Raw genomic sequence first — 26,547 nt, 5'->3', positions numbered from 1 at the left:
CGGGCCCAGGATGGTGTAAACCCCCTCTAGATAAAGCTTTCCCTCCCCTGCGGAGCGGACTATCTTTCCTGCGTCCGTCCTTCCTTCATCCCACCGCCGGCACCGTCGCCGTGAGCACGACCCAGATCCCCTTCCCCACCCCGCCATCGGAGCAGCCGGCGCCGTCCGCGGGCGCCGAGTTCCTGCGCCTGTGCCCGTGGCGCGTGGGGTTCATGCTGTTTGGCGTGGCCACGCTGCTGGGGCTGATCGACACCTGGCTGCTGTACGCGGCGGTGCCCGGCCGGAACCAGCCCGAGCTGGCCTTCGTGATCGCCACCACCTTTCCCAGCTGGTACGTCACGGTGCCGCTGGTGCCCGCGGCGCTCAAGCTGGCGGACCGTTTTCCCCTGGCGCCGGGACGCTGGAAGCGCTCGCTGCTGGTGCACGTTCCCGCCTGCGTGGCCTTCGTCCTCATCCAGCTGGCGCTGTCGAGCTGGCTGTGCGACTTCGTCTTTGCGCCCATGACCATGCCGGCGGACCAGCTTCCCCCGGGCTTTCACGACTACACCGCGAACCTGGGCCGGCTGGTGGGGATGTACTTCACCACCTGGCTGGCGTTCTACTGGCTGATCGTGGGCGGGCACCACACCCTGTTCTACCTGCGCCGCGCCACCGCCCGCGACCGCCAGGCCGCGGAGCTGGCGCTGCGTACGTCGCGCGCCGAGGCGGGGCTGGCGCAGGCCAACCTGCGCGCGCTCAACATGCAGCTGCAGCCCCACTTTCTGTTCAACACGCTCAACGCCGTCTCGGTGCTGGCGGCCAAGGGCGAGCGCGCGCAGACGGTGCGGCTGATCGAGCGGATGAGCGAGCTGCTGCGGATGTCACTGGAGAACACCGAGCAGTCGGTGCCGCTGGTGCGCGAGCTGGAGTTCGCGCAGCGCTACCTGGACATCGAGCAGGTGCGCTTTGCCGACCGCATGACACTGCGCTTCGACGTGGCCCCCGACACGCTGGGCGCGCAGGTGCCCAGCATGGTGCTGCAGCCGCTGGTGGAGAACGCGGTCAAGCACGGCATCGCCAGGCGCCGGGCGTCCGGGCGCATCGAGGTGTGCGCGCGGCGCGACGCCGAGCGGCTGGAGCTTTCGGTCCGCGACGACGGGCCGGGGTTCGCGGCGGAGCCGCCGGGCGGGCGCACGGGCGTGGGCCTCAGCAACACGCGGGCGCGGCTGGAGCAGTTGTACGGCGCCGACGGGTACTCGATGTACCGCGGCGGCGGGCCGGGCGGCGGCGCGCTGGTGCGCATCACCCTTCCCTTCCGCACCCTGGCGCCGGGTGAGGGAGACACGGGGCACGGCGTGATCGCGGCGGAGGCGGTATGACCCTGCGCACGCTGATCGTGGACGACGAGCCGCTGGCGCGCGACGGCGTTCGCATGCACCTGGCGGGCGAGCCGGACGTGGAGGTGGTGGGCGAGGCGGGGGATGGTGCGCGCGCGGTGGAGGCCATCCGCGCGCTGCGGCCGGACCTGGTGTTCCTGGACGTGCAGATGCCCGAGATGGACGGGCTGCAGGTGGTGGAGCAGGTGGGCGCCGCGCGGATGCCGGCCGTCATCTTCGCCACCGCCTACCACCAGCACGCCGTGCGCGCCTTTGAGCTGCACGCGGTGGACTACCTGCTGAAGCCGGTGACGGGGGACCGGCTGCGGGGCGCGCTGGGCCGCGCGCGGCTGCGGCTGGCCTCCCGCGGCGAGGAGGTGCTGGCCGCGCGGCTGCAGGCGCTGCTGGAGGACTTTCGCGCCCTGCGCGAGCGCGCCGCCGGCGTACCCGAGCCGGCGCCGGCGCGCAGGTTCGCCGCGTGGATCAGCGTGGCGGGGCGCACCTCCACCCAGCTGGTGCGGGTGGAGGACGTGGACTGGTTCGAGGCCGAGGGAAACTACGTGCGGCTGCACGTGGGCAAGGGGTCGCACCTCATCCGCTCCACGCTTCGGGCGATGGAGGAGCAGCTGGACCCGGCGGCGTTCATCCGCATCCACCGCTCCACCATCGTCAACGTGAACCGCATCCGCGAGATCCAGCCCTGGTTCGGCGGCGACTACATCGCCATGCTGCACGACGGCCGGCAGCTGCGCGTGTCCCGCAGCCATCGTGAGCAGCTGCTGCGGCCGGTGTTTTGAGGGGACAGGGGACAGGGGACAGGGGACAGGGAATAGGGAATAGGGAATAGGGAATAGCGGGATAAAGGTGCTCGGGGGCGCCCGAACTGTCGTGTTGGGCCGGCTCCGCCCGCCCTCATCCACTCCGGCGGCAACGCGGCAGCCCCGCGCAGTTTGCGGGGCTTCCCGCTGTCGTTGCGGCGAGTTCACTCGCTCCCGTACGAGGCCCTCACCCACTCACCCACTCACCCACTCACCCACTCACCCACTCCCGCACTCCCGCACTCCCCCTACGGCACCAGCACCACCTTCCCCAGCTGTCCCCCGGTCTCCAGCCGCTCGTGGGCGGCGCGGGCGTCGTCCAGGGGCATCACGCTGTCGACCACGGGGCGCAGGCGGCCGGCAAAGATGACGCGCAGCAGGTCCTCGAACTCGCCCCGCGACGCCATCGTCGTCCCGATCACCTGGATCTGCCGCCAGAACACGCCGCGCACGTCCAGCTCCACCTTGGGCCCCGCCGTGCCGCCGTACGTCACCAGCCGCCCGCCGTTGGCCAGGGCCCGCACGCTGCCGGCCCAGGTGGGCGCGCCCACGTTCTCCACCACCACGTCCACGCCGCGCTTCCCCGTGTCCTTGAAGACGGCCTTCGCCCAGTCCGTCTCCGCGCGGTCGTAGACCACGTCCGCGCCCAGCGCGCGAATCGCCTCCACCTTGTCCGCGCCCATGGTCACCGCGAACACGCGCGCGCCCATCAGCCGGGCAATCTGCACCGCGGCCAGCGCCGTGCCGCCCGACGCGCCAATCACCAGCACGTCCTCCCCCGGTTTCAGCGCGGCGCGGGAGACCAGCGCGCGCCACGCCGTCATGTAGCTGATGGGGATGGCCGCCGCGTCCTCGAACGACATCTCGTCGGGAATGCGGTAGACGCGGTCCGCCCGCGCCGCCACGAACTCCGCGAACCCGCCGTCCGTGTGCTCGCCCAGGATGCGGAACTGCACGCACATCGACTCTTCGCCCCGCGCGCACGCCCAGCAGCGCCCGCACCACAGCGAGGGGTTGATGACCACGCGCTCGCCCGCGCGCCCCGCGTCCACCTCGTCCCCCACCTCTGCGATCACGCCGGCGATGTCGGACCCGCCGATGTGCGGCATGGTGGTTTCGATGGGGATGCCGCGGCGCACCCACAGGTCCAGGTGGTTCATGGCCGACGCGCGCACCTGCACCAGCACCTCGCCGCGCCCCGGCCGCGGCCGCTCGACCTGCTCGATGCGGACCACCTCGGGCCCGCCGTGCTCGTGGAAGATGGCCGCGCGCATGGTCATGGGAGGATCGGGATTGCGGGTGCGTGGGATGCTCGGCCACACCCCCTGAATGGGGTTCAGGGGGCCGGCGCCTGGCGAAAGAACGTAGACAGATGCCGGACCGGCGGCAACGGCGGATGCGGCGGGTTTCGGCGCGACCCGCGGCGCCCCCTCCGGGCTCGCATTACTCGCCCACCTCCCCCAAAACTGCTGGGGGAGGTTGGGTGGGGCTGGGATTCGGGCGCTTCGATCGGGTTCGCACTGCGCCAGACGGCACCCCCACCCCGGCAGCGTGATGCAAGTCGTCGAGCCGAGATCCTGGCGGCAACCCCAACCTCCCCCAGCAGTTTTGGGGGAGGTGCGAGCCTAAGCGAGCGGAGGGGGCGCTGGCGGACGCAGCGAGGAACCGTGCGCGACACGATCGAATTCTCCTCTCCCCATGCTGTTTATGGGGGAGAGGCCGGGAGAGGGGGGGTGGCCTCGAGCGCAGTTCAGTTCTCTTCGTCGAGCCACGAACCCGTCCTTACCCAACCTCCTCCAGCAGTTTTGGGGGAGGTGGCGAGCCTAAGCGAGCCGGAGGGGGCGCCGGCGGACGCAGCTCACCCCCTGCCGAGGCGCCATCGAATTCTCCCCTCTCCGCGAGGAACGAGCGGGGAGGGGCCGGGGGAGGGCCCCCCGTCCGGCGCCAGCCCGATCCATGCCGACGATCCGCCATCCCCATCCACCCCGCACCGCCGGGCGCGGCCCTATCGCCCGGAACGGACCATGCGTACTTTGGCCGGCCATGAAGTACGCCAGCGCCGAAGACCGGCTGAACCCCGTCGCCCCGTCCGGCGCGGACGAGACGACGCTGGGCGGATACATGGCCGTCCACGGCCGCGCCGCCGCGTTCGAAGCGGCCGACGGCGAGCCGTACACCGTCGGCATCGAGACCGAGGCCACCGGCGACGACGCGCTGCCGTTCGCCGGCTACCTGGTCTTCATCCGCTGGGCGCAGACCGGCACCGCCATCATGGGCCACATGGAAAGCGGCGACCTGGTCCAGGCCCGCACCGAGCCCGAGGCCCGGGCGCTGCTGGAGGCCCTGCCCCTGGCCCAGGTGCGCGCCCTGCTGGACGACGCCATCGCACGCAGGCACGCCGCGGCGGACGAGGGCTGAACCCCTTCGCCCGTCCACGCCGCCAGAACCCCCGCGACCGCACATCATGCTCAAGACGAGCCTGCTCCGCCTGAGCGAGAGCCCGACCGCCAAGAAGGTCATCACCCGCGCCCCCATCTCGCGCAGCTTCGCCATGCGCTTCGTGGCCGGCGACACGCTGGACGACGCCCTGCGCGCCGCCCGCGCCCTGAACGACGCGGACCTCAGCGTCTCCCTGGACTTCCTGGGCGAGTCGGTCAAGAGCCGCGAGGAAGCCACCGAGGCCGCCGACATGGCGGTGCGGATCATCGAGGCCATCGTCCGCGACGGGCTGAACGCCAACCTGTCCATCAAGCCCACCCAGCTGGGGCTGGACATCGACGAGGCGTTCTGCCGCCAGAACATCGAGCGGGTGCTGGGCCGCGCCCGCGAGCTGGGCGACGGCCAGGGCGAGATCTTCGTGCGCCTGGACATGGAGAGCAGCGCCTACACCGAGCGCACCGTGGCCCTGGTGGAGCAGCTGTGGGCCGACGGCTACCAGAACGTGGGCACCGTGCTGCAGTCCATGCTGCGCCGCACCGGCGACGACCTGGAGCGGATGCTGGCCCTGGGCGCCCGCGTGCGGCTGGTGAAGGGCGCCTACCAGGAGCCGGATTCGGTCGCGTTCCCGGACAAGGCCGACACCGACCGCGCCTACGTGGAGCAGATGAAGCGGCTGCTGGAGAGCGGCACCTACGCCGCCATCGCCACCCACGACGACGCCATCATCGACGCGGCGCGGCGCTTCGTGTGGGAGCGCGGCATCGCCAAGGAGGGCTTCGAGTTCCAGATGCTGTACGGCGTGCGCCGCGACCTGCAGACGCGGCTGCGCGAAGAGGGGTACAACGTCCGCGTCTACGTTCCCTTCGGCGACAGCTGGTACCCGTACCTCATGCGCCGCCTGGCCGAGCGCCCCGCCAACGTCATCTTCATGGCCGGCAGCATCGCCCGCGAGGCAAAGGCCGACGGGATCAAAAAGCCGGCGATGGCCGTGGGCGCGGGGCTGCTGGCGGGGATCGTCGCCACGGTCATGCTCCGCCGCCGCAAGTAGCCGCGCGTGGCCAGCATCGTCTACCGGCTGCACCTGCCGGATCCGAAAACCCACCTGCTCGCGGTGGAGCTGCAGGCGGACGGCGTGCACGCGCCCGCGTCGCTGGTGATGCCGGTGTGGACGCCGGGCTCGTACCTGGTACGCGAGTTCGCGCGCAACGTGGTGCAGTTCGAGGCCATGGACGGCGCCGGAACCCCCCTTCCCTCCCACAAGGCCGACAAGCACACCTGGCGGGTGGATGCGCCCGCGGACGGGGTCCTGCGCGCGCGGTGGGTCATCCACGCCGACGAAATCACCGTGCGCACCTCGCACGTGGACGCCACGCACGCAACCGTGATCGGCGCGGGGGTGTTCATGTACCTGGAGGGGCGCCAGGGCGAGCCCGCCGAGGTCGAGGTGCACGCGCCCGAAGGGTGGCGCGTCACCACGCCCCTGCGGGCGCTGGGGGAGACGCGCTTTCACGCGGCCGACTTCGACGAGCTGGTGGACTCGCCGCTGGAGATCGGCACGCACCCCGTCGTCCGCTGGCTGGTGAACGGGGTGCCGCACGAGTTCGCCATCTGGGGCCGCGGCAACGTGGACCCGCGCCGCCTGGCCGCCGACACCACGCGCATCGTGCTGGCGGAGCGCGAGATCTTCGGCACGCTTCCCTACCCCGCGTACACCTTTTTCCTGCAGCTGACCAACGGCGGCGGGGGCGGGCTGGAGCACCGCAACGCCACCTCGCTGCTGGCGGACCGCTGGACCTTTCGCGGCCCGGCGTACGAGAGCTTCCTGGGGCTGGTGGCGCACGAGCTCTTTCACGCTTGGAACGGCAAGCGCATCCGCCCCGCCGCGCTGGGCCCGTTCGACTACACGCGCGAGAACTACACCCGCGAGCTGTGGGTGGTGGAGGGGATCACCACCTACTACACGGACCTGCTCCTGCGCCGCGCCGGGCTGATCCCCGTGGAGCGGTTCCTGGGCAAGGTCGCCGAGATGATCTCGCGGCTGCAGACGCTTCCCGGCCGCGCCGTGCAGTCGCTGGCCGACGCCTCGTTCGACGCCTGGATCAAGTTCTACCGGCCGGACAGCAACACCCCCAACGCCACCATCTCGTACTACCAGAAGGGCGCGCTGGTGGCCATGCTGCTGGACCTGCGCATTCGCCAGGCGACGGAGAACGCGCGCTCGATGGACGACCTGATGCGCCTGCTGTGGGAGCGCTACGGGTCGGTGGACCAGGGATTCCCCGAGGGCGCGGTGGAGGCGCTGGCGGCGGAGGTGGCGGGGACGGACCTGCGCCCGTTCTTCGACCACGCGCTGCGCTCCACGGGCGAGCTGGACTACGCCGGCCTCCTGGCCTTCGCGGGCGCGGAGCTGGTCCCGCCCCGCCCCCCCGGCGCGCCGATGGCCGGGATGGGGCCCATGGGGCCGGGCCCGGTGCGCTTCGCGGGCCCCGCCGGCGCCACCCTCCCCGTCCCCCCGCCGGGGCCGTGGGAGTCGCACACCGGCCTCACCCTGCGCGGCGGGGCGGGGCGGATCGAGGTGGTGAACGTGCTGACCGGGTCGGCCGCCTGGCAGGCGGGGGTGAACGCGGGCGACGAGCTGGTGGCGCTGGACGGATTCCGCGTCATGGCCCCCGAGTGGCTGAACGCGCGGCTGCTAGAGCGGCAGCAGGGCTCGCTGGCCGCACTCACGGTCTTTCGCCGCGACGAGCTGATCACGCTGCAGCTGCCGGTGGTGCTCGGCCCGCCGCCGCGGTGGTTCCTGCGCCCCGCGCCCAACGCCACGCCACAGCAGCAGGCGGTGCTGCAGCACTGGCTGCGCACCGTGGTTCCCGACGACGCGGTGCAGGACCCCGGCCTGCCCCCGCCGCCCGGCTGGGTGCCTCCCGGCGCCGCGGCGGGCCCGGGCGCCAGGCCGTGACCGGGCTTCCTTTACACTCATTCCCACGAGGGTTGCGATGAAAGCGATCGGTGCGCTGCTGCTGCCCGTGGTGCTCGTCCTGGCGGCCGCCCCCGGGGCACGCGCGCAGGCGGCCCCGGCGGGATTCCGCGAGGAGTTCCTTGGGCAGTTCAACAACTCGATGCAGAAGTTCGTCGAGCTCGCGGAGGCGATGCCGGAGGACCGCTACGGGTGGAGCCCCGCCGAGGGCGTGATGACGGTCGCGCGGGTGTACGCGCACGTGGGCCACTACAACTACTACTATCCCGCGACGGCCATGGGCGTGGCCGCGCCCGGCGGGCTGGACGCCGACAGCGTGGAGCAGCGCGCCGCCAAGGCCGAGGTGGTGGACCTGCTGCGCCGCTCGCGCGAGCACGTGCGCACGGCTGTGGCGGCGATGAGCGACGCGCAGCTCGCCGCGCCCACGCGCCTGTACGGCCGCGACGTGCCGCAGTGGGCGGTGCTGCTTCAGCTGCTCGCGCACATGAACGAGCACCTGGGCCAGTCCATCGCCTACGCGCGAATGAACGGCGTCGTCCCGCCGTGGTCGCAGTGACCGCGGGCGTTCCCGGCCCGCGCCGTCCGCGTACCGAACCGCGGGAGCCGGGCAGGGGTTGACGAGGGAGCCGGAAACGGATAGGTTTGCCATTCTTCGCACGGGCTACGGCGCGGGTGAAGACCGGGGTTCGGGACGTGGCGCAGCCCGGTAGCGCACCTGAATGGGGTTCAGGGGGTCGCCGGTTCAAATCCGGCCGTCCCGACTAGGATAAGCAAAGGCCCTGCATCGACTTGCGATGCAGGGCCTTTGTCGTGCATTATGTCATGCTTGGTGAGCGAGTTGGTGAGATTCGCGTTGCGCAGGAATGCGCATGCGCGGAGTGCCCGCGTTTGGGCGGTCGCCCTCACCTCCTATGGTTTGTCCTCGCGCTTGTACACGCGAGCCCACCACGTCATTCCGCAGACTTGTCGGCTTCGCGCTTCTCCAGTCAAAACTCATGGCCAAGCTCACGCTCCCCCAACTTGAACGGCATCTCTTCGGCGCTGCGGACATTCTGCGCGGGAAGATGGATGCCTCGGAGTTCAAGGACTACATCTTTGGGTTGCTGTTCCTGAAGCGGGCCTCGGATGTCTTTGAGGAGCGCTATGAGCAGATCCTGCAGGAGAACGTCGCCCGCGGCCGCTCGGAGGAGGAGGCGCGCAAGCGGGCCGACGATCCCTCTCGCTACGCCGACACGTTTTACGTTCCCGAACGTGCACGCTGGGCCCACCTGCGCGACGAGGTCCACGAGAACGTCGGGACGGGGCTCAACAAGGCGCTCTCCGCGCTCGAGGAGGAGAACGCCTCGTCGCTGGAAGGGGTGCTCACCTACATCGACTTCAACCGGAAGGTTGGTCAGTCGCGGATTCCGGACACCAGGCTCCGGCAGTTAATTACTCACTTCAGCCGCTACCGCCTGCGCAACGAGGATTTCGAGTTTCCGGACCTGCTTGGAGCGGCCTACGAGTACCTAATCGGTGAATTCGCCGACTCGGCCGGAAAGAAGGGCGGCGAGTTCTACACGCCGCGCGACGTGGTGCGGCTGATGGTGCGCCTCATCGACCCGCAGCAGGGCATGCGCATCTACGATCCCACCGTAGGCTCGGGGGGCATGCTGATCCTGAGCCATCAGCACGTGGAGGAGCATGGCGGCAACCCGCGCGACCTGACGCTGGCCGGCCAAGAGCACAACGGCGCGACATGGGCCATGTGCAAGATGAACATGATCTTGCACGGGATCCGCGGCGCGAAGATCGAGAATGGGGACACGCTCGAGACCCCCATGCACCGTACAGGTGGCGAATTGGACCGCTTCGACCGGGTGATCGCAAATCCGCCATTCAGCCAGAACTACACCCGGGCCAACATCACGTTTCCGGAGCGCTTCCGGTACGGATGGGCGCCGGAGACGGGAAAGAAGGCGGACCTGATGTTCGTACAGCACATGCTGAGCGTGCTGCGGCCTGGCGGGAAGATGGCCACGGTGATCCCGCACGGGGTTCTTTTCCGCGGGGGGGCGGAGAAGGAGATCCGGCGCGGGATGCTCCGGGAGGATGTGGTGGAGGCGGTCATTGGGCTTCCGGCCAACTTGTTCTACGGGACGGGGATCCCCGCGGCGATCATGGTGCTGCGGCCGCGGGATTCCAAGGAGGATGACCGCCGGGGCAAGGTGCTCTTCATCAACGCCGACGCGGAGTTCCACGCAGGCCGCGCGCAGAACTACCTACGGCCGGAGCATGTGGAGAAGATCGTCTCCACCTATCGTGCGTTCCGGGACGTCCCTGGCTACGCGGCGGTGGTACCGATCGCAGAGATAGAAGCACACGATTGGAACCTCAACATTCGCCGCTACGCCGACAACGCGCCCTCGCCGGAGCCGCACGACGTACGCGCGCACCTGGTGGGCGGCGTGCCGCGGGCGGAGGTCGAGGCGAAGAGAGACCTCCTGGACGCGCAGGGCCTCAACCCCGCCGCGCTCTTTGTCGACCGTGATGAACGCTATTTCGACTTCCACCCGGAGCTCACCTCGCGGGAGGAGGTCCGCCGCGCTGCGGAGAATGACGCTGGCGTGCGGGCTCAGGAAGCCCGGCTACGGGCGGCATTCGACGGGTGGTGGGAGGCGCACGCGCCGCGCATCGCCGCGCTGCCTCAAGAGCGCGCGGTAATGGCGTTGCGGCAGGAGCTGCTCGGCTCGTTCGGCGGGGCGCTCGCGCCCGTGGGGCTGCTGGGACGATTCGAGATCGACGGAGTGATCGCGTCCTGGTGGTTCGCCGCTCAGTACGACCTGAAGACGTTGGCGGCGCGCGGCTTTGACGAGTTGCTCGACGGCTGGGCGGAGACGGTGCGCACCGCGCTTGAGGAGGACATGGTAAAGGGCTTCGATCCGCTGGAGCACCCCTTCGTGCGGCGCGTGCTGCCCAACTTCCTCGCTGAGATCGTGGAGGCGGAGGCACGCGTCGGGGATCTCGAAGGCCAGCTCGCGGCCGCCACCGCGAGCCCCGGCGACGAGGAGGACGAAGCCGGCGACACGGAGGACCGGTTGAGCGAGGACGAGGTTCGGGCGCTCAGGCGAAGTCTTTCGGCTGCGAAGAGGCAGCTCAAGTTGCTCCGAGGGCAGCTAGTTAAGCAACTGGTCGCGGCGCGGCAGAAGCTCGATGCCGAGGCAGCGCAGACGCTGGCGCTAGCCGTCCTACGTGGCGCTCTGATGGGGGAGTTGGACCGGTATGTAGCCGTGCAGCGGGTGCGGGTGGCGGAAGCGGTTCGTGGGTGGTGGGAGAAGTACAGGGTGCCGCTCGCGGTGATCTCTGCGGATCGGGACGAGGCAGCGAGGCGGCTGGAGCAGATGATTGGAGAACTGGCCTATGTCGGTTGAGCTAGGTGTGCTGCCACTCGAACGCGTTGCCGTTATAACGATGGGCCAGTCGCCACCTTCCTCTGTTGTGAACGAGTCGGGGAACGGGGTTCCGTTTCTTCAGGGCAATGCGGAGTTTGGCTCTCAATATCCACAGGCGCGGCTGTACTGCACGCGGCCGGGCAAGCTCGCGCAACGGGACGATACCCTGATCAGTGTCCGGGCGCCTGTCGGTGCTATTAACCGTGCGGACAAAGAGTATTGCATCGGGCGAGGCTTGGCAGCAGTGCGTTTCACCGCTGCCGATCCGCAATACGGGTTCCATGTTCTTGGGTTGGCCCCAAGGCAATTACGGCGTGTGTCCCAAGGAACCACGTTTGAGGCGGTCGGGAAGAAAGAGTTAAGTCAGGTACGCCTATTCATCCCGACGCGCTCTGAGCAATGCCGCATTGCTGAGGTGTTGGATACGGCTGACGAGGCGATGCGAGATGCCGAGGCACTGATCGCGAAGCTGAAGCGTCTAAAGCACGGGCTGCTTCACGACCTTCTCACCCGCGGGTTGGATGAGAACGGTGAGTTGCGCGACCCGATCGAGCAACCGGAGCAGTTTAAGGAGTCACCGCTGGGACGGCTCCCGCAGGACTGGCAGGTACAGCCTGTAATAGCACTACTTGCCGAGGTGAACCCTGCGATGCGCAGTGGTCCTTTCGGGAGTGAGCTACTGGCTTCGGAACTGAGAGGTCATGGGATCCCGTTGCTCGGTATCGACAACGTCTACCCGGAGAAGTTTGTTCCGAAGTTCACACGTTTCGTAGGCGAGTCAAAGTACCTGACGCTCAGTCGCTACGCCGTACGACCTAACGACGTTATGATCACCATCATGGGAACAGTGGGTCGTAGCTGCCTAGTTCCTGGAACGATTGGTACTGCTCTTTCTTCAAAGCATGTATGGACCCTTACCTTCGATGAGGCCCGCTACTCACCTATGCTGGCTTCGCTCCAGATCAACTATGCGCCGTGGGTTGTCCGCCAGTTCCGGCGAGATGAGCAAGGAGGGATCATGTCGGCGATTCGTGCTGACACCCTACGCACCTTGCTCCTGCCTGTTCCGCCAAGAATGGAGCAACAGCGGATCGAGACCGTGCTCTCGGAAGTCAATGCCCGTATCCGCGCCGAGGAAGCCTACCGCAACAAGCTCCAACTCCTGAAGAGTGGCCTGATGCAGGACCTCCTCACCGGATATGTGCGCGTGCCGGCGACCGAGCGCGAACCCGAACTCATTGAAGCCGGCGCATGAAGATCTCCACCATTCTGGACCAGATCGATGACGGCGGCGTCGCACTCCCCGAGTTCCAGCGCGGTTACGTCTGGAACAGGGAACAGGTGCGCGGCCTGATAGACTCACTGTACAAGAAGCACCCGGTCGGAAGCCTGCTGGTGTGGACCACAAAGACGGAGAACGCGGACGCTCGCGGCGACGGCAAGCTCCAGGCTGGGACTGTCAAGCTCCTCCTGGATGGCCAGCAGCGGATTACCACGCTGTACGGCATGATCCGGGGTCGGCCGCCGCGCTTCTTTGATGGGAACGCGGACGCCTTTACCGGGCTTTACTTCCATCTGGACGACCAGCTTTTCCAGTTCTATGCGCCGCTGAAAATGGGTGGCGACCCGCGCTGGATCAGCATCACGGAGTTGATGCAGAAGGGGCTCGGCGAGTTCCTCCAGCGCATTGCGCAGGTGCCGGAGTTGGCGCCGAACCTCACGACGTACATCAACCGGCTCAACGCCATCAGCAGCATCCAGGAGATCGATCTCCACATCGAGGAGGTGACCGGGGAGGACAAGACCGTCGACGTGGTGGTGGAGATCTTTAACAAGGTCAACAGCGGTGGTACCAAGCTCTCCAAGGGCGATCTGGCGCTCGCTAAGATCTGCGCCGAGTGGCCGCAGGCGCGGGAGGAGATGCAGGCCCGGCTGCGCAAGTATGAACGCGCAGGCTTCCACTTCGAGCTCGACTGGCTCCTCCGCAATATCAACACGATCCTGACCGGCGAAGCCTTCTTCTCCTTCCTCAAGGACGTGGAGCCGGCGCAGTTCCGCCAAGGGCTTCTCGACGCGGAGAAGCACATCGACCGGCTCCTCAACCTCGTCGCCTCGCGGCTCGGCCTGGATCACGACCGGGTGCTCGGGAGCCGGTACTCCTTTCCCTTGCTCACGCGCTACCTGGTGCAGCGGGGCGGCCGCTTCGACGACCATCGGGAACGGGACCGGCTCCTGTACTGGTACGTCAACACGATGCTTTGGGGACGCTACGCCGGGTCCACAGAGACGGTCCTCAACCAGGACCTCCGCCTGATCGAGGAGAAGGACGGCGCGCTCGACCGCCTAATCCAGCAGCTCCGGCGCGACCGCGGCGACCTGCGCATCCAGTCGCAGGACTTCACCGGGTGGAGCCGCGGGGCACGCTTCTACCCGCTGCTCTACATGCTAACCCGTGTTTGGCAGGCGCAGGACTGGGAAACCGGGGTGGAGTTGTCGAGCCACCTGCTCGGAAAGACGTCAAGCCTGCAGGTGCACCACATCTTTCCCAAGGCACTCCTGTACAAGCATGGCTATGACCGATCGATGGTCAACGCGCTCGCCAACTTCACCTTCCTGACGCAGGAGACCAACCTCCGCGTCTCGGACCGGAACCCGGCCGAGTACTTGGAGGAGTTCGCCGCCCGCAACCCGAGCGTCATCGAGTCGCACTGGATTCCGATGGACCGGGAACTGTGGCGGATCGAGAACTACCCGGCTTTCCTCGAGGCCCGGCGCGAGCGGCTGGCACGGGCCGCCAACGAGTTCTTGGACAGCCTGCTCGGCGGGACCGTAGCCGCGCCCGAATCGGCCGACGTCCCGTCCATCGTGGACCGCGAGGTGGTGGTGGTCCCGGGCGGAGTGGACAGCGACGACGAGATGCAACTCCTGATGGAAGTCAATGACTGGGTCGTCGCGCAGGGCCTCCCCACCGGCGTGATCGAGCACGAGATCGTGGACGCCACGACCGGACAGCCGCTCGCGGTGTTCGACCTCGCGTGGCCGAACGGACTGCAGGAGGGACTCAGCCAGCCCACCGTCCTCTTGGTCGGCGAGACTCTGGCGGCGGAAGAGGCGGCGAATGCGGCAGGGTATCGCTTCTTCACCGATGTCGAGGCTTTCAAGCAGCACGTGCGGCACGAGGTGCTCGCGCTGGAAGAGCCGGTGCCGGCGTAGGGGCACCCCGACGGCACCCAGCGAGTTGGTGCCCGGCTTCATACATCTCCTTCATTGTCACCCGAGGCGCCGGATGCCCCTGCCCAGCGAGTACACCGAAGTCGAGCTTCCCCTTATCGAGCAGCTCCAAGGGATGGGGTGGGCCTTTCTGCCCGGGAACACCGTGGATCCGGCGGCTACGGGGCGCACCTCCTTCCGCGAGGTCCTGTTGCAGGGTCGCCTCCGCGAGGCGTTGCGGCGGATCAACCCGGATCCGGAGGGTGGGGTGTGGCTGGACGACGGCCGGTGCAGCCAAGCGATTGGTGTGCTGGAGCGGATTCCGCCGACGCGGCTGATGGAGGCGAATGAGACGGCCACCACTCTGCTCCGGACCGGCACCCAGGTCGAGGGACTCCCCGGGTGGGACGACGGCCGTGAGCAGACCATCCGGTATATCGACTGGGGCGATTGGCGCAACAACGACTTCCTCGTCGTCAACCAGTTCCGCGTGGACCCGCTCGGCGACCGCAAGCACAGCATCCCCGACCTGGTGCTCTTCGTCAACGGGATCCCGCTCGTAGTCATCGAATGCAAGAGCCCGGGTGCCACCGATCCCATGGAGCAGGGCATCACCCAGCTCCTGCGCTACTCCAATGGACGCGATTGGGTCGACGAGGACGAGGGCGTGGAGCGCCTCTTCCACTACAACCAGCTGATGGTCTCCACCTTCGGGCTGCAGGCCCGGGTCGGGAGCGTTGGAGCGGGATACGACCACTACCTGGAGTGGAAGGACACCAGCCCCGTCCCGCTCGCCGAAGTCGCCGAGGCGCTGGGGAAGCCGGCGCTCACCAGCCAGGAAACCCTGGTGGCGGGGATGCTGCGGCCGGAGCACCTGCTCGACATCGTCCGCAACTTTGTCATCTTCATGCAAGCCGGTCCGCGCCGGATCAAGCTGGTGTCGCGGTACCAGCAGTTCCGCGCGGTCCATCAAGCCCTCCAGCGCCTGCGGCGAGAGCCTGGCGAGGAGCGCGGCGGGATCGTCTGGCACACGCAGGGCTCGGGCAAGAGTCTGACGATGGTGTTCCTCGTCCGGAAGATGCGCACGCTGCCGGGGCTACGCCGTTACAAGGTAGTCGTGGTCACCGACCGCACGGACCTCGAGAAGCAGCTTCACGAGACGGCGCAACTCACCGGAGACGTGGTGCAAAAGGCCACGGATGGAGAAAAGCTCAAAAAGCTCCTCCGTCAGCCTGGAGCTGCCTTGGTGTTTGCGATGATTCAGAAGTATCGGGAGACCGACACCGACGCGGAGCGGCTGGAGGTGGACGTGGTGCGGCTCGCAGCCACTGCGAAAGGCCCCTCCCCGTCGCCCGATGCGGAGGCGGTCCCCGCCGGCGCAGCAACGGCCTCAGCCCCCAGCGTTAGCGCCGGCGGCGAGGAGCTGTTTCCCGTGCTGAACACCTCACACGAGATCCTGGTGCTGGTCGACGAAGCGCATCGCTCTCAGTCGAGCGACCTGCACGCCAACCTGCGCAGGGCGCTGCCGAATGCAGCCCTGATCGGCTTCAGCGGTACACCGATCCTCATCGGCGACAGCAAGCGTACGCATGAGATCTTTGGCTCCTTCATCGACCGCTACACGATCCGCCAGTCCGAGGCCGATGGGACCACAGTCCCGATCCTTTATGAAGGCCGGACCGCCAACGCCGCCGTCGCGGACGGGCGCTCCATGGATGAGCTTTTCGAGGATCTCTTCCGGGAGCGCACTCCGCTGGAGTTGGAGGCCATCAAGATCAAGTATGCCACGCGCGGCCATGTGCTCGAGGCTCCGAAGCTGATACAGGCGAAGGCCGACGACGTCTTGCGGCACTATGTCGACGCGGTGTTGCCGAATGGCTTCAAGGCGCAGGTGGTGGGCGCCACGCGTCGTGCCGCGGTGCTCTACCAGGAGTCGCTGGAGCGGGCGCATCGCGCGCTCCTCGAAGAGCTGGAGAGGCTCGATCCCGCCGTCCTTGCTCTGTCTGCGCAGGAGCGGGAACGGCTGGACCCCGAGACGCAGTTCCTGGCCCGAGCGCACGTCCACCTCGAAACCATCCGCCGGCTGGAGTTCGCCGCAGTGATCTCCGGGGGCAACAACGATGACCCCGCATGGGCCCGCTGGAGTGAGGGCGCGCAGCAAGAGCAGCACATCGCACGTTTCAAGCGGCCGCTCACGCACCCGGACGCGGCGAAACAGGACGGGCTCGCCTTCCTCTGTGTGCGGACCATGCTGTTGACCGGCTTCGACGCGCCCGTCGCGCAGGGCCTCTATCTCGATCGCGTGATGCGGGGCCACGAACTGCTCCAGGCAATTGCCCGCGTCAATCGCACGCACGAGGGGAAGCGTTGCGGTCTGGTCGTCGATTACGTGGGGGTTGGCGCTCACCTCAAGGAGGCGCTCTCCGTGTATGCTGACGCCGACGTCGAGGGTGCTCTGGTCGACTTGCGCGACGAGTTCCCGAAGCTGGCGGACCGGCACCAGAGGGTGCTCGCCGTCTTCACTCAGCGCGGAATCGAGCAGATCGAGGACGTCACTGCCTGTGTCGATCTGCTGCGGGACGTCCGGCTCCGTGCCGAGTTCGTCGTGCGGCTACGGTTCTTTCTGGAGAGCCTAGACATCGTGCTGCCGCGCCCGGCGGCGCTGCCGTATGTGCGGGATGCCCGGATCCTGGGCTTTATCCATAGGGCCGCGGCCAACCTGTACCGCGACGAGCAGCTCAACCTTTTCGGAGCCGGGCGCAAGGTGCGGGATCTGATCGACGAGTACGTGGTGACCCAGGGAGTGAATCCCCGGGTAGCGCCGATCTCGATCCTCGACGCCGACTTCGAGCGTGCGGTCGATGCGCACGTCTCCAATCGTGCAAAGGCGTCGGAGATGGAGCATGCCGCACGCTACCACATCAGCAAGCATGCGCACGAGGACCCCGCCCACTACAAGCGGCTCTCCGAGCGGCTGGAAGAGATCCTCCGGTCGTTCGAAGATAATTGGGAGCGACTTGTTGAAGCGTTGCGTGCTTTCACCCAGGAGGTGCGGGAGGGGCGGCCATCAGACGATACCGGGCTCGACCCGAAAACCCAGGCGCCGTTCCTCGGCATCCTGATGGAGGAGGCGGGTGGAGGCAAAGAGGAGCTTTCGTCGGAGCAGATGGCGAGACTCGTCTCGCTGACGGTCGCGATCGTCGCGCACATCAGCCAGGAGATCCGCATCGTCGATTTCTGGAGAAGTCAGAACGCGCAGGAGGTGCTCCGCATGTCAATCGTGCGGATGCTCGACGATCACGACGCTGTGCCATTCGAGAGGCAGCGCCCAGCGGCAGACCGGATCATGGAACTCGCCCGCGCGCGCCATGCCTATCTGGTTCGATGAGCGAAACGCTTAAGATCGATGATCTTCGGTTCACGCTGCTGCGCAGCAGCCGGCGGCGGACAGTAGGGATCACCGTCGAGCGGGACGGCTCCCTGGTGCTCACGGCTCCCCACGACTGCTCCGTAGAGCGCGTGGAGCAGATCGCGCGGGAGAAGCAGTTCTGGGTCTACAGCAAACTCGCCGAGAAGGATTTGCTCTTCCGTGCACCTCCGCCCAAGGAGTACGTCAGCGGGGAGAGCTTATTCTACCTGGGCCGGAGCTATCGTTTGAAACTGGTCGCGGCGGCAGCGCAGGCGGTACCGCTACGCCTGCTTCACGGGCAGTTCCTCCTGCGCCGCGACGACGTCGGACGTGCGGACCAGCATTTCGTGCGCTGGTACACCGAGCACGGCCGGCCTTGGCTCATGCGTAGAGTCGAGACGCTGGCGCCGCGGATTGGCGTTTCGCCGGCGGGGCTGGAAGTGCGCAGCCTCGGCTACAGGTGGGGCTCCTGCACTGCGGTGGGCGGGCTCAACTTCCACTGGCGGAGCGTGCTCCTGCCTCCGCGCATCATCGAGTACATCATCGCCCACGAACTGGTGCATCTGCTTGTCCCCAACCACAGCGCAGACTTCTGGGGGCGTCTGGAACGTGCGATGCCCGACTACCAGGCGCGCAGGCAATGGCTCGCGGAGCAGGGGGCAGGGTTCTTCTGATCGTCGCGGACCATGTTGGCTGCCTCCGGTTCAGATAGAGTTCTTTCCGTTTGGATAAACTCTACGTGAAGAGGCGCGTCTGGATCAGCCTTCTGCCCTGCACTGCCTCCTGTCTTCCTCGGCGCTTTTGCGGCCCGCTGTCCTCCTTGGCCGGCGGAGGGTGGCGCAATTCAGGGGCACCGATCAGCTTTCGTCATGGGCGATCGTCTGAACGGATTCCGACCGTCGGCCCTCGACCGCAGGTTCAACCCTGCCGGCCCGTGTGCCAGGGCGTAGCGCCTCCGCTCCACCCGCACCCGATTGAATTCAACCCGTTCCGTGACCGATCATTCCGGCCCGTTCCCCGGAGCGACGGTGGCATCTACGGTGCCTTCGTCCCAGGCGCTCCAACGCGATCCACCGTCCGCCTGGACCGGACTCGGCGAGAAGGCACAGGCGGTTGCGAAAGCCGCGCACGCGCTCTACTGGCATGGCGAACCTCCGAGTATCGAACCGGATACGCCCGCCCTCGCCCGCGTCGCCGTGGAGCAGCTGGCCGCGGATTTCAAGGCGTCGCCACAGGCCTTTGTCGATGCCCTTGAAGGCGCACGTGCGGGAGCCGAAGTGCTCTCCACTGATCGCTTGCAGGGTTTCTCGGAAATCGTTCAGAACGCGGATGACGCGGGAGCGAGCCGGGTGGAATTCAATTTCCTCCCCGAGGAGCTGATCGTCACGCACGATGGTCGGCCCGTGAACCTTCGAGATGTTCTTGCACTCGCCACCCCCTGGCTGACCACGAAGCGGAATGAGGCTACGGCTATCGGCCGGTTCGGCATCGGGCTGATGACATTGCAGGCACTTTCGCCTGCCCTCGAGGTCTACTCGGGCCCTTACTCCGTCCGCTTGGAGAGCCCTTCGCTGGCGTGGATCGATCCACCGGCGGCCGCGGCGGCTACCCGCGCTTCGAACATCACCATACTTCGTGTCCCGCTCTCCCCGGGAACGCTCGAGCGGGACGAGATCGCCGGATGGATCGAGCGATGGGACGACGCGGCCCTGCTCTTCTGTGCCAGTGTGGAGGAGGTGACCCTCCGCGTCGGCGGTGAGCAGCTCGGCACCCTTCGCCTGCATTGGACGACGCAGGACGGCAGGAAAGAGATCTGGATAGGCGCCGCGTCGTGCCTGGTTCACCGCCGTCGGGCTGTGGCCGGTGACGGGCGCTGCTGGGCCGTGCACACGGCCGAGGCTCCCGCTCCGGAAGGAGTCCGCCGGAGCCATAAGGCCCACGGCCAAACCACACCTCTTGGAGTCGCGCTCCCGCTGACGCACGCCGACCAGGGCACTGTCTACGCGGGACTGCCGCTCGCGGCGATCGGCGTGCCGGCGAGGATCCATGGGCAGTTCGATCCGACTTCGAGCCGACAGGGCCTCGCGGAGACATCGTGGAATGATGCGCTCTATCCGCTCGCGGCGGACTTGTGGACGGCGGCTGCCGCGCGCCTGTTCCGTGAGCAACCGGCCGCGGCATGGAGCGTAATCCCCCTGCCCGAGGAAGATATGGGCGGCGGCGGAACCAGCGCGCTGTTGGACGAGATACTCGACCGTGCCCGCACAGCACTCGCCCGGCGGGCGGTGATCGACACTGGCGGATCGGAACGTCACTTGACCGAGCTTGCGGTGGAGGTCCCGGCCCTGACCGGCGTCATCACCCCCGACGAGGTGGCGCGCTTGGCCGGTCTGCCGCAGGCGCTTCCCGTCCCTGCACGTGACGCGGCGGAGCGCTGGCGCGAAGTGCTGGAAGACTGGAGGCAGGCAGATGCGCCGATCCCGCCCGAGGTGGACGTCGAACAAGCCTTGGAGCTCCTGAATGAGCCGGGACGTGGCCCAGATGCCGTCATCGCGCTGGTCGCGGCAGCGGTGGAGGAGTATCTCGAGTACGCCCTTGAGGAACTCCCGGCGGTGGTGCTCGCCGACGGCTCTCAGGTTCCGCCACCGGCAGCTTCGGATCCCTGGATGCTGGTCACCGGTGAGGGGGGAGTGGGAGCGACTCTGGACATTACCCGCGCTCTCCACCCCGCCTATGTGACCCGCTCGGCTCCCGTAGGCGTTGTGCTGAAGTGGCTCCGCCGCATCGGGGCCGCCGTAGACGCAAGTGACGTGGCCGCAGTCCTGGAACGGCTTGCCCGGACGGGCGCGGCGGGCGGCGCGCTCCAAGAGGCCCTCACGGATGTCCAGGTCGTGGCGCTCCGGGACGCGCTCGACCAGCTCAGCGCGGAAGGGCGCGCGAAGGTCGGCCCAGGAATCGGAAAGGCAGTCCTGCTGCAGGGTTTCCGGTTCGTGCGGGGCGGAACCCGCGAAGAACTCCCCATCAAACCGGCGGTCGCCTACCTCCCAATCGCGATCGAGCGCGCTCGAGAACCCGGCTTCGCGGAGGCGGCGGCGGAAACCCCAGGCCTGAGTTGGCTGCACGGGCGGTACGCGAAGGTGCTGCGGTCAACTGGGCGGGCCAGTCTCGGGCCGCTTCGATTCCTGCAACTGCTCGGAGCTGAGACCGCGCCGCGGCTTAGGCCCCACCCTAAGCTCGCCCATCGATTCGTGGCGGCGGAACGAGGGCTTCCGAGGATCGTCGAGGGGGGCCCCGCTGTGCGCAGCCGAGCGCTCAGCGAATTGGGTGCTAGCTATACGCTTGAGGATATCGACAGCCCGGACCTGACGGCCGTCCTGCGCTCGATCGCCGCCGAGCGGAAGCCTGTGCAGCGTCGTGAGAGGGCGGCCGCTATGCTCGCCACGCTCGCCCGCGCGTGGGAACGGCTCTCAGGACGAGCCTCCGTTCCCGCTGCGTCTGACTACTACTCCTGGCAGCCTCGGGGCAGGACCCGTGCGTTCTGGTTGTGGCAGGCGGCAGAGATCCCGTGGCTCGACGACGCGAAGGGAACCGCCACCGCGCCACATGCGCTCCAGCGCCGTACACCGGCGACGGTTGCGGTCCGGGGTCCGGCGCCCACGGGCTACCTTCACCGGGACCTGGTGCAGCACCTCAAGGTGCTCGAAGCTCTCGGCGTCGCCGGCGACCCGGATACGGGGACGCTGGTGAGGGCGCTCCGCGATCTCCGGTCCGCGGGAACGGACGATCCGGACCTGCCCGCGCGTACCGCCCTCATCTACCGCACCCTCGCGGAGCGGCTTGGCGACGACAGCCGGATCCAGGGCGACCTCCCGCAGGCGCAGATCGTCGCCGCCTTCCACGAGCCTCCCGGGCTGCTGTTCACGAACCTCGGCTGGCACCAACCCGGGGGCATCCTGACAGGTGCACCCATCTTCGGCCGGTGGCGCGCGTTCACGCCGAGCATCCAGGGTGCGGATCGGCTCTGGACGACGCTAAAGCTGAGGGAACCCTCCGCCGCGGACTCCATCGACGTGCTGCTTCGCATGGGAACGGCCGAGGCCACGCCGGACACCGACGACCAGATTGTAATGCTGGAGAGCCTCCGCCTTCTGGTCCGGAACACTGCGGAGGTGCAATCGACCAAGGAGCTCGCCCGCACTCTCGCCAAGCTCCCGCTGTGGACGAGCGTTGGATGGAGGCAGCGGCGGCCGGTCTATGCGGTTACTGATCTCCCGCTGGCTGACGGGCTTGCGAATGCGCTCCCGATCTGGCGACCCGGGGGCGACGTCAGCCAGTTCACTCCCCTCTTTGACGCGCTGCGGCTGACGCCGATCCCGACGGAATCCGTCCGGGTCATCGACCCGGACCAAGCGGAAGCGGACGAGCAAGCGACCGAAGTACTCCGTGACGCGGTGCATTTGCTGAAGGAAGATCTCGTCCGTAACGACAGGGGGGCAGCCCAAAGACTCACCGTGTCGTGGGAGCAGCTCGCGGAACTGCGGGTGTGTGTTTCGAACGACCTGCGAGTAGGGGTAACCGGCATCGTGGATGGCGAATTGGTTGCGCCAGTCGCAGCCAAGATGGACACGAGCTCCGGCGTACTATTCCTGCGCAACGCCGCCGAGTTGGACCGGGTCGACATCGGCGGTCGCGCCATCGCAGGCCTGTTCCGCACCGAGCCGCGGAGGATCGCGCAAGCATGGCTAGCCGCTTGCCAGGAGGCTCGCGCCGGTCGGGAGGCGGTGCGGGTGCGCACCGCCGAGGAGCACGAAGCGGTGGCGAAGGAGGGCCTCGCTCGTGCGGTGACGGAATTGCAGCGCCGGCTTACGCGTGGAGAAGCACAGCAAATGGCCGGGGGCGGGGCGAACGGTTCTGGTAACGCATCCGCGCCCAACTCCCCCCCGGAGCAACGGCATTCCAGTACGGGCCCAGTCCGCTCCCTGATCGACCCCTCGCGATACCAGACGCTGAATCCTGCGGGGCGCGTGGAGGGTGGCAACACAGCCTCCTCAAAGCAATCCCCTGCATCGCGCCCGCCGCCCGGAAGGTCCCTGCCGGAGCCCAGGCCAGGGGGCGCCCCGCCGAGGCCCGGCAAGCCCGCCCCGGCGTATACGGCCGCCGAACGAGAGGCGGTCGGCCTGGATCTACTCAGAAAGGTGCTCGCGCGCGATGATCAGGAGATCGTAGACCTCCGGGGCCAGAAGGGACTCGGCGCCGACGCGGTCCAGCTGGACCGTGAGTTCTGGGAACTGAAGGTGTATGCCGGTGCTGAACCAGACCAGATCACCTTGCAGGCTTCGCAGGTCCAGAGGGCGGCGAAAGACGAGTTTTTCGTCGTCATCGTCTCGAACGTGGAGGTGGCGGATGCCCAGCCGAGGGTGCGAATCATCGTAAAGCCCCTCGCCCAGTTGCGGATCGTTGACCACGACGCGGTCCGATTCACCGGCGTGCAGTCTGCAGACTCACTCGTATTCGACTTTGGTGCGAGCGACTGATCACCAGCAGTCGGCTCGAGCACCAGCTTCCAGACCGTCTCTGGATGGCCAACCTTCCTTCCAGCCAAATTCATGAACTACTTGGATCAGATACTCTTTACAGCCCGCAAGAAGGTACGAACGTACTTGAGCATTCGAATCGCCCCAAGTGATTTCGCACTTGATGGTCCACTGCTTGAGGAGAAATGGACGCGGACCCGGCGCGGGCTTGGCAGCCCGTTCAGATTATGGCCAATAGGCTTCGTAGCTAAACGGGCGCTTTTGCTACGTTCTCCGGTTCCCCCATTTTTAGTTCTTGGCGTAGTCGCTGCCGTATTTTACATATTGACGGCGCCGTTGCAGAGGTTCAAAGAATGGGACTACGTGCTGACTGACGATGCCGTCGCCCGTTTCTGGCTTGCGTTCATGGGAGTCATCGTTCTAGGTGGCGTGTTGCTCAATCTGGTACTGAACGCGGGATACTGGACGACATCGATTTTCATGATTACAGCGTCATGGATTGCGAACGTCGCTTGGGCGACGAGTAATCTGCCTCCTGACACAGTGAAAACGAACGCCGCGCTTCTCGTGGTCCTGCCATGGTACGGGGTGGTTGTCGCTCAACTGGTGCTCATCATTGCGCTCGGAATCTGGATCGTGATGTCGGCTAGTCAGGATTTCGTTGCCTCTGGCCGGCTTCTCTCGGAGTTTGCGGCGCTTCGTCTACTCGATGTGTTAGTTCTAAGAGACATTATCGATCGCGCAAGCAAAGTATCTCAACTACTTTGGGTGCGTGAGACTCTTCGCGCTGCCTCTAGCTATTTGGCAGCTGAACTCGAAAGGTCGCGGGAACCCGACACAGCCAAGTGCAAATCGGGTGAAGAGAATTTGCGCTGTCTCGACCAAGAAGCTACGAGGCGTTTTCGAAAGCGCTGGAGGGTGAACACCAGCGCCCGGCTTCGCCGAACCCGTGCCATCGAAGATGTAGCTCGGGCGACGCAATTGGGAATCCCGGCTCACTTCAATGCTGGGGATCAGGAAACGAACCGGTTGGTCAGCGAGATGCGTATGCTTCGAGCGAACGAGATTCGTGCTCTCAAGCTTCTGTTGGTGACCCCAACGGAAGCGACTGAGCAGGAACTTCAGAGGCGAACCGTTCAACTCTTGCACGGCATAGTTGCGGGGAACGAGCCCCAATTCGCTCAACGATCCCCGTCAACACGACAGCACCAGTTCCCTCCGGTTCTTCGCCATGTTTTGCTGATCGCTATAGCCGTTTTCGCACTTTACGCGACTGGTCGGGTTGGCGCCGATGGTGCCGGAGGTGATCTCCCTTTCCCCGGAGGTGGTACAGCCGCCGCACTTACCTTGGTCATCCCTTACGTTGCCGTACTCGTAATGACGATCATTGATCCTCTGGCTGCGTCAAGGTTGTCTGCCATGCGCTACTTTGGAGGTTCCTGATGTGTCTTCGTCAGCAGGACCTCGCGCTCTTCCGGCGAGGAGCGAGTCACCCGAATCCCAGCAGGTACACGGCGCACACCGCCATAGGAATGATGATCCAAAGGATTACGAGGCAGAACAGGCGTTCTATGGGTGAGGCATCTTCCGGAAGCACTTGCGCCAGCAAAGCACCAACCATGAGCCAGATCATGGCATAGGTTACTAAAGTGACCGGCGGCAGATTCGGTAACGTTCGAGAGGTCGCATCGAAGGCGAGTACAAGGGTATGCAGCGAAGCACTCATGTGAAACCTCCCTCTCGCCTGATCCGATGCGTCGGCTCCAGCACCACCTTCCGGACCGTCTCCGGGTCTTCCTGCATGCAGCGCTTGAGCAATCGCTCGTTCTTCCAGCCGCCTGCGGCCGCGCTCTCGGTCGCCGGGTTTAGGGTCTGGCCCATCGCCTCGTTCCTAAGTTGAATTGTCGCTTCAGAAATGCATTAGGTAGATCGGCCCCCTTTTCTGTCTTTAACTTTTGTCTACCCTCTGTGATCAACGTCCGCTAACTGGTAAACGGAAAACGGCCGGGACTCTATGTCCCGGCCGTCACTATTCAGCTCCGTTTCATTCCGCGTCGTCTGTTGGCCTCTGCCTCGTGATCACCTGCCCACCCAGTACGTCGCCTTCACCACGAATACGTTGGTGGCAGGCCCACGGAACAGCGCCCCGTAACCCGGTCGAGATCAAACTGTCCTTCAGGAACGAACCCACTGCGCAACTGTTGCCACACCAGGTAGAGTTCGGAGCCGGGGCGCCACTCCCACCGCAGCACCGCGTTCCCCTGCAGGGAGCGGCTAGTGAAGTCTGGGTTGGCGAGACGGAAGGGTGCGGCCGCTCCCGGGCCGTCGGGATCCACCTGGTATGCGCCGGTCGCTTTTTCCAGCGCAATGGTTCCATCGTCTCTGCCGTAGACGGCGAATGCCCGCGCCCGCGCCGATGGTAACTCGCCGAAGCCCCGGTAATCGCCGGACGCCACGAACGGCTGGGCGTAGACCTGGAGCGAGAGCGTTGGTGTGAACGTCTAGTCCAGCCGCGTCTCCAACGAGATCGTCGTCTGTGAGAGGCCCGCAAAGACGTACCGGTGCTCGTAGGTGCTTACAGCCAGTGAATCCCGGACGGCGGTTACGTACTGCCGTGCCAGCCATGCGGCGAGATCGCGGGACCTGCTATGACCCTGACAGCCAGGGACGGGCGCAGCTCTGCGGAACGGCCCACCCGCCGTTCGCGCGTCTCCGCCGCGTTTGAACGCAGGTAGACGTCGCTGCCCAAGCGGAGGTTCGCCGCTGGTCAGTGCTCAAAGACCCGTAGAGCGACGCCGCCGCAGGCGCATCCTACCCCGATCAGCGTCCCGAGCGCGACAGCACACTGGAATCGCTGGGTGTCTAGGGTGACCAGACGTCGCGCTCCCCGCGGACCGCGGCGTCGCGTATCCCCTGGAAGGCCCACGTCGTGTGACCCGGCCTGAAGCGGAACTGTGAGGCGGGATGCGGAACTCCGCTGCCCACCGCCGCTGCTGGTACCACCAGAGCCGTCGCATGCGTCGGCTCCCGAGTACTCTCGGGAGCGGAAAACCGCCTCGAACTCGATCTCCCCCTGCCCTATCCCACGCACCGCGTATTAACGGAAGATCGTGTTACGCCTCCCCGGCTCGTTGTAGAGATACCGTGCTCGAACTGGCACAGGAAATCTATTAATAGAGCTATGGCGCGCATGCTTTACGACAATCACAGGCGGAGTGAAACGGATCTAAACCCTTGCCCGTGGGATGGTTGAGTTTATGTCTCAAAAGGGGCATGCCGATTGCTCTCTTCCGTTTGCGAAGCCCCGCTCAGTTCGTGTCTAGCTAGCTGCCGTTCTTATCGAGTTTCTACAGGCTACCCGCGCCCCTATGCACTCA

The 26,547-nt window shown here is 66.6% G+C and carries 16 protein-coding genes and 1 tRNA gene; 14 read left to right on the top strand and 3 right to left on the bottom strand.

The window, feature by feature from the left end; genetic code table 11:
* Nucleotides 1-110 precede the first annotated feature (110 nt).
* Both VGC13_RS04555 and VGC13_RS04550 read left to right on the top strand, forming a co-directional pair.
* Nucleotides 111-1,358, top strand: a complete 1,248-nt coding sequence (locus VGC13_RS04555; protein ID WP_331124025.1) for a sensor histidine kinase — start codon at nucleotides 111-113, stop codon at nucleotides 1,356-1,358.
* Nucleotides 1,355-2,152 carry a LytTR family DNA-binding domain-containing protein gene (locus VGC13_RS04550; protein ID WP_331124024.1) on the top strand — a complete coding sequence of 266 codons (798 nt, stop codon included), beginning with the start codon at nucleotides 1,355-1,357 and terminating at the stop codon, nucleotides 2,150-2,152. The genes VGC13_RS04555 and VGC13_RS04550 overlap by 4 nt, the downstream gene beginning before the upstream one ends.
* A gap of 269 nt (nucleotides 2,153-2,421) precedes the next feature.
* On the opposite strand, the gene VGC13_RS04545 is transcribed toward VGC13_RS04550, so the two are convergent.
* On the bottom strand, nucleotides 2,422-3,453 hold the full coding sequence (locus VGC13_RS04545; RefSeq protein WP_331124023.1) for a zinc-binding dehydrogenase: 1,032 nt from the start codon (nucleotides 3,451-3,453) through the stop codon (nucleotides 2,422-2,424).
* A gap of 763 nt (nucleotides 3,454-4,216) precedes the next feature.
* Here VGC13_RS04545 and VGC13_RS04540 point away from each other — a divergent pair.
* The 12 genes from VGC13_RS04540 to VGC13_RS04485 all read left to right on the top strand — a co-directional run bounded on the left by VGC13_RS04540 (nucleotide 4,217) and on the right by VGC13_RS04485 (nucleotide 24,613).
* A complete protein-coding gene (locus VGC13_RS04540) occupies nucleotides 4,217-4,591 on the top strand; it encodes a hypothetical protein (protein ID WP_331124022.1) in 375 nt (124 codons plus the stop codon).
* Nucleotides 4,592-4,637: 46 nt separating this feature from the next.
* Nucleotides 4,638-5,660, top strand: a complete 1,023-nt coding sequence (locus VGC13_RS04535) for a proline dehydrogenase family protein (RefSeq protein WP_331124021.1) — start codon at nucleotides 4,638-4,640, stop codon at nucleotides 5,658-5,660.
* A 6-nt stretch (nucleotides 5,661-5,666) separates the two neighbouring features.
* Nucleotides 5,667-7,568, top strand: coding sequence for a PDZ domain-containing protein (locus VGC13_RS04530; protein ID WP_331124020.1), 1,902 nt, complete (start codon nucleotides 5,667-5,669; stop codon nucleotides 7,566-7,568).
* A 37-nt stretch (nucleotides 7,569-7,605) separates the two neighbouring features.
* A complete protein-coding gene (locus VGC13_RS04525) occupies nucleotides 7,606-8,142 on the top strand; it encodes a DinB family protein (RefSeq protein WP_331124019.1) in 537 nt (178 codons plus the stop codon).
* Nucleotides 8,143-8,273: 131 nt separating this feature from the next.
* Nucleotides 8,274-8,347: transfer RNA gene (locus tag VGC13_RS04520), tRNA-Pro, on the top strand.
* A 234-nt stretch (nucleotides 8,348-8,581) separates the two neighbouring features.
* Nucleotides 8,582-10,996, top strand: a complete 2,415-nt coding sequence (locus tag VGC13_RS04515; protein WP_331124018.1) for a class I SAM-dependent DNA methyltransferase — start codon at nucleotides 8,582-8,584, stop codon at nucleotides 10,994-10,996.
* The gene (locus VGC13_RS04510; RefSeq protein WP_331124017.1) at nucleotides 10,986-12,272 is read left to right on the top strand and encodes a restriction endonuclease subunit S; all 1,287 of its coding nucleotides are present in this window, start codon (nucleotides 10,986-10,988) and stop codon (nucleotides 12,270-12,272) included. Before VGC13_RS04515 ends, VGC13_RS04510 begins: the two co-directional genes overlap by 11 nt.
* Entirely contained in the window at nucleotides 12,269-14,230 is a 1,962-nt protein-coding gene (locus tag VGC13_RS04505; RefSeq protein ID WP_331124016.1) for a GmrSD restriction endonuclease domain-containing protein, read from the top strand. Before VGC13_RS04510 ends, VGC13_RS04505 begins: the two co-directional genes overlap by 4 nt.
* A gap of 73 nt (nucleotides 14,231-14,303) precedes the next feature.
* Complete coding sequence (locus tag VGC13_RS04500) at nucleotides 14,304-17,615, top strand: type I restriction endonuclease subunit R (protein ID WP_331124015.1); 3,312 nt, start codon at nucleotides 14,304-14,306, stop codon at nucleotides 17,613-17,615.
* Entirely contained in the window at nucleotides 17,612-18,310 is a 699-nt protein-coding gene (locus VGC13_RS04495; RefSeq protein ID WP_331124014.1) for a SprT family zinc-dependent metalloprotease, read from the top strand. The genes VGC13_RS04500 and VGC13_RS04495 overlap by 4 nt, the downstream gene beginning before the upstream one ends.
* 354 nt (nucleotides 18,311-18,664) lie before the next feature.
* Nucleotides 18,665-23,170: a sacsin N-terminal ATP-binding-like domain-containing protein gene (locus VGC13_RS04490; protein WP_331124013.1), complete on the top strand. Its 4,506-nt coding sequence runs from the start codon at nucleotides 18,665-18,667 to the stop codon at nucleotides 23,168-23,170.
* Nucleotides 23,171-23,296: 126 nt separating this feature from the next.
* Nucleotides 23,297-24,613, top strand: coding sequence for a hypothetical protein (locus VGC13_RS04485; RefSeq protein WP_331124012.1), 1,317 nt, complete (start codon nucleotides 23,297-23,299; stop codon nucleotides 24,611-24,613).
* A gap of 46 nt (nucleotides 24,614-24,659) precedes the next feature.
* Here VGC13_RS04485 and VGC13_RS04480 read toward each other — a convergent pair whose 3' ends face one another.
* Nucleotides 24,660-24,896: a hypothetical protein gene (locus VGC13_RS04480; protein ID WP_331124011.1), complete on the bottom strand. Its 237-nt coding sequence runs from the start codon at nucleotides 24,894-24,896 to the stop codon at nucleotides 24,660-24,662.
* Nucleotides 24,893-25,051 carry a hypothetical protein gene (locus VGC13_RS04475; protein WP_331124010.1) on the bottom strand — a complete coding sequence of 53 codons (159 nt, stop codon included), beginning with the start codon at nucleotides 25,049-25,051 and terminating at the stop codon, nucleotides 24,893-24,895. Before VGC13_RS04475 ends, VGC13_RS04480 begins: the two co-directional genes overlap by 4 nt.
* Nucleotides 25,052-26,547 lie beyond the last annotated feature (1,496 nt).

Source organism: Longimicrobium sp. (assembly GCF_036399255.1).
Classification (GTDB): domain Bacteria; phylum Gemmatimonadota; class Gemmatimonadetes; order Longimicrobiales; family Longimicrobiaceae; genus Longimicrobium.
This window is presented reverse-complemented; position numbering and strand designations above follow the sequence as displayed.

Coding starts and splice junctions, on each gene's coding strand:
- VGC13_RS04550 (WP_331124024.1), top strand. CDS start 1,355: ATGACCCTGCGCACGCTGATCGTGGACGACGAGCCGCTGGCGCGCGAC.
- VGC13_RS04545 (WP_331124023.1), bottom strand. CDS start 3,453: ATGACCATGCGCGCGGCCATCTTCCACGAGCACGGCGGGCCCGAGGTG.
- VGC13_RS04540 (WP_331124022.1), top strand. CDS start 4,217: ATGAAGTACGCCAGCGCCGAAGACCGGCTGAACCCCGTCGCCCCGTCC.
- VGC13_RS04535 (WP_331124021.1), top strand. CDS start 4,638: ATGCTCAAGACGAGCCTGCTCCGCCTGAGCGAGAGCCCGACCGCCAAG.
- VGC13_RS04525 (WP_331124019.1), top strand. CDS start 7,606: ATGAAAGCGATCGGTGCGCTGCTGCTGCCCGTGGTGCTCGTCCTGGCG.
- VGC13_RS04515 (WP_331124018.1), top strand. CDS start 8,582: ATGGCCAAGCTCACGCTCCCCCAACTTGAACGGCATCTCTTCGGCGCT.
- VGC13_RS04510 (WP_331124017.1), top strand. CDS start 10,986: ATGTCGGTTGAGCTAGGTGTGCTGCCACTCGAACGCGTTGCCGTTATA.
- VGC13_RS04505 (WP_331124016.1), top strand. CDS start 12,269: ATGAAGATCTCCACCATTCTGGACCAGATCGATGACGGCGGCGTCGCA.
- VGC13_RS04500 (WP_331124015.1), top strand. CDS start 14,304: ATGCCCCTGCCCAGCGAGTACACCGAAGTCGAGCTTCCCCTTATCGAG.
- VGC13_RS04495 (WP_331124014.1), top strand. CDS start 17,612: ATGAGCGAAACGCTTAAGATCGATGATCTTCGGTTCACGCTGCTGCGC.
- VGC13_RS04480 (WP_331124011.1), bottom strand. CDS start 24,896: ATGAGTGCTTCGCTGCATACCCTTGTACTCGCCTTCGATGCGACCTCT.
- VGC13_RS04475 (WP_331124010.1), bottom strand. CDS start 25,051: ATGGGCCAGACCCTAAACCCGGCGACCGAGAGCGCGGCCGCAGGCGGC.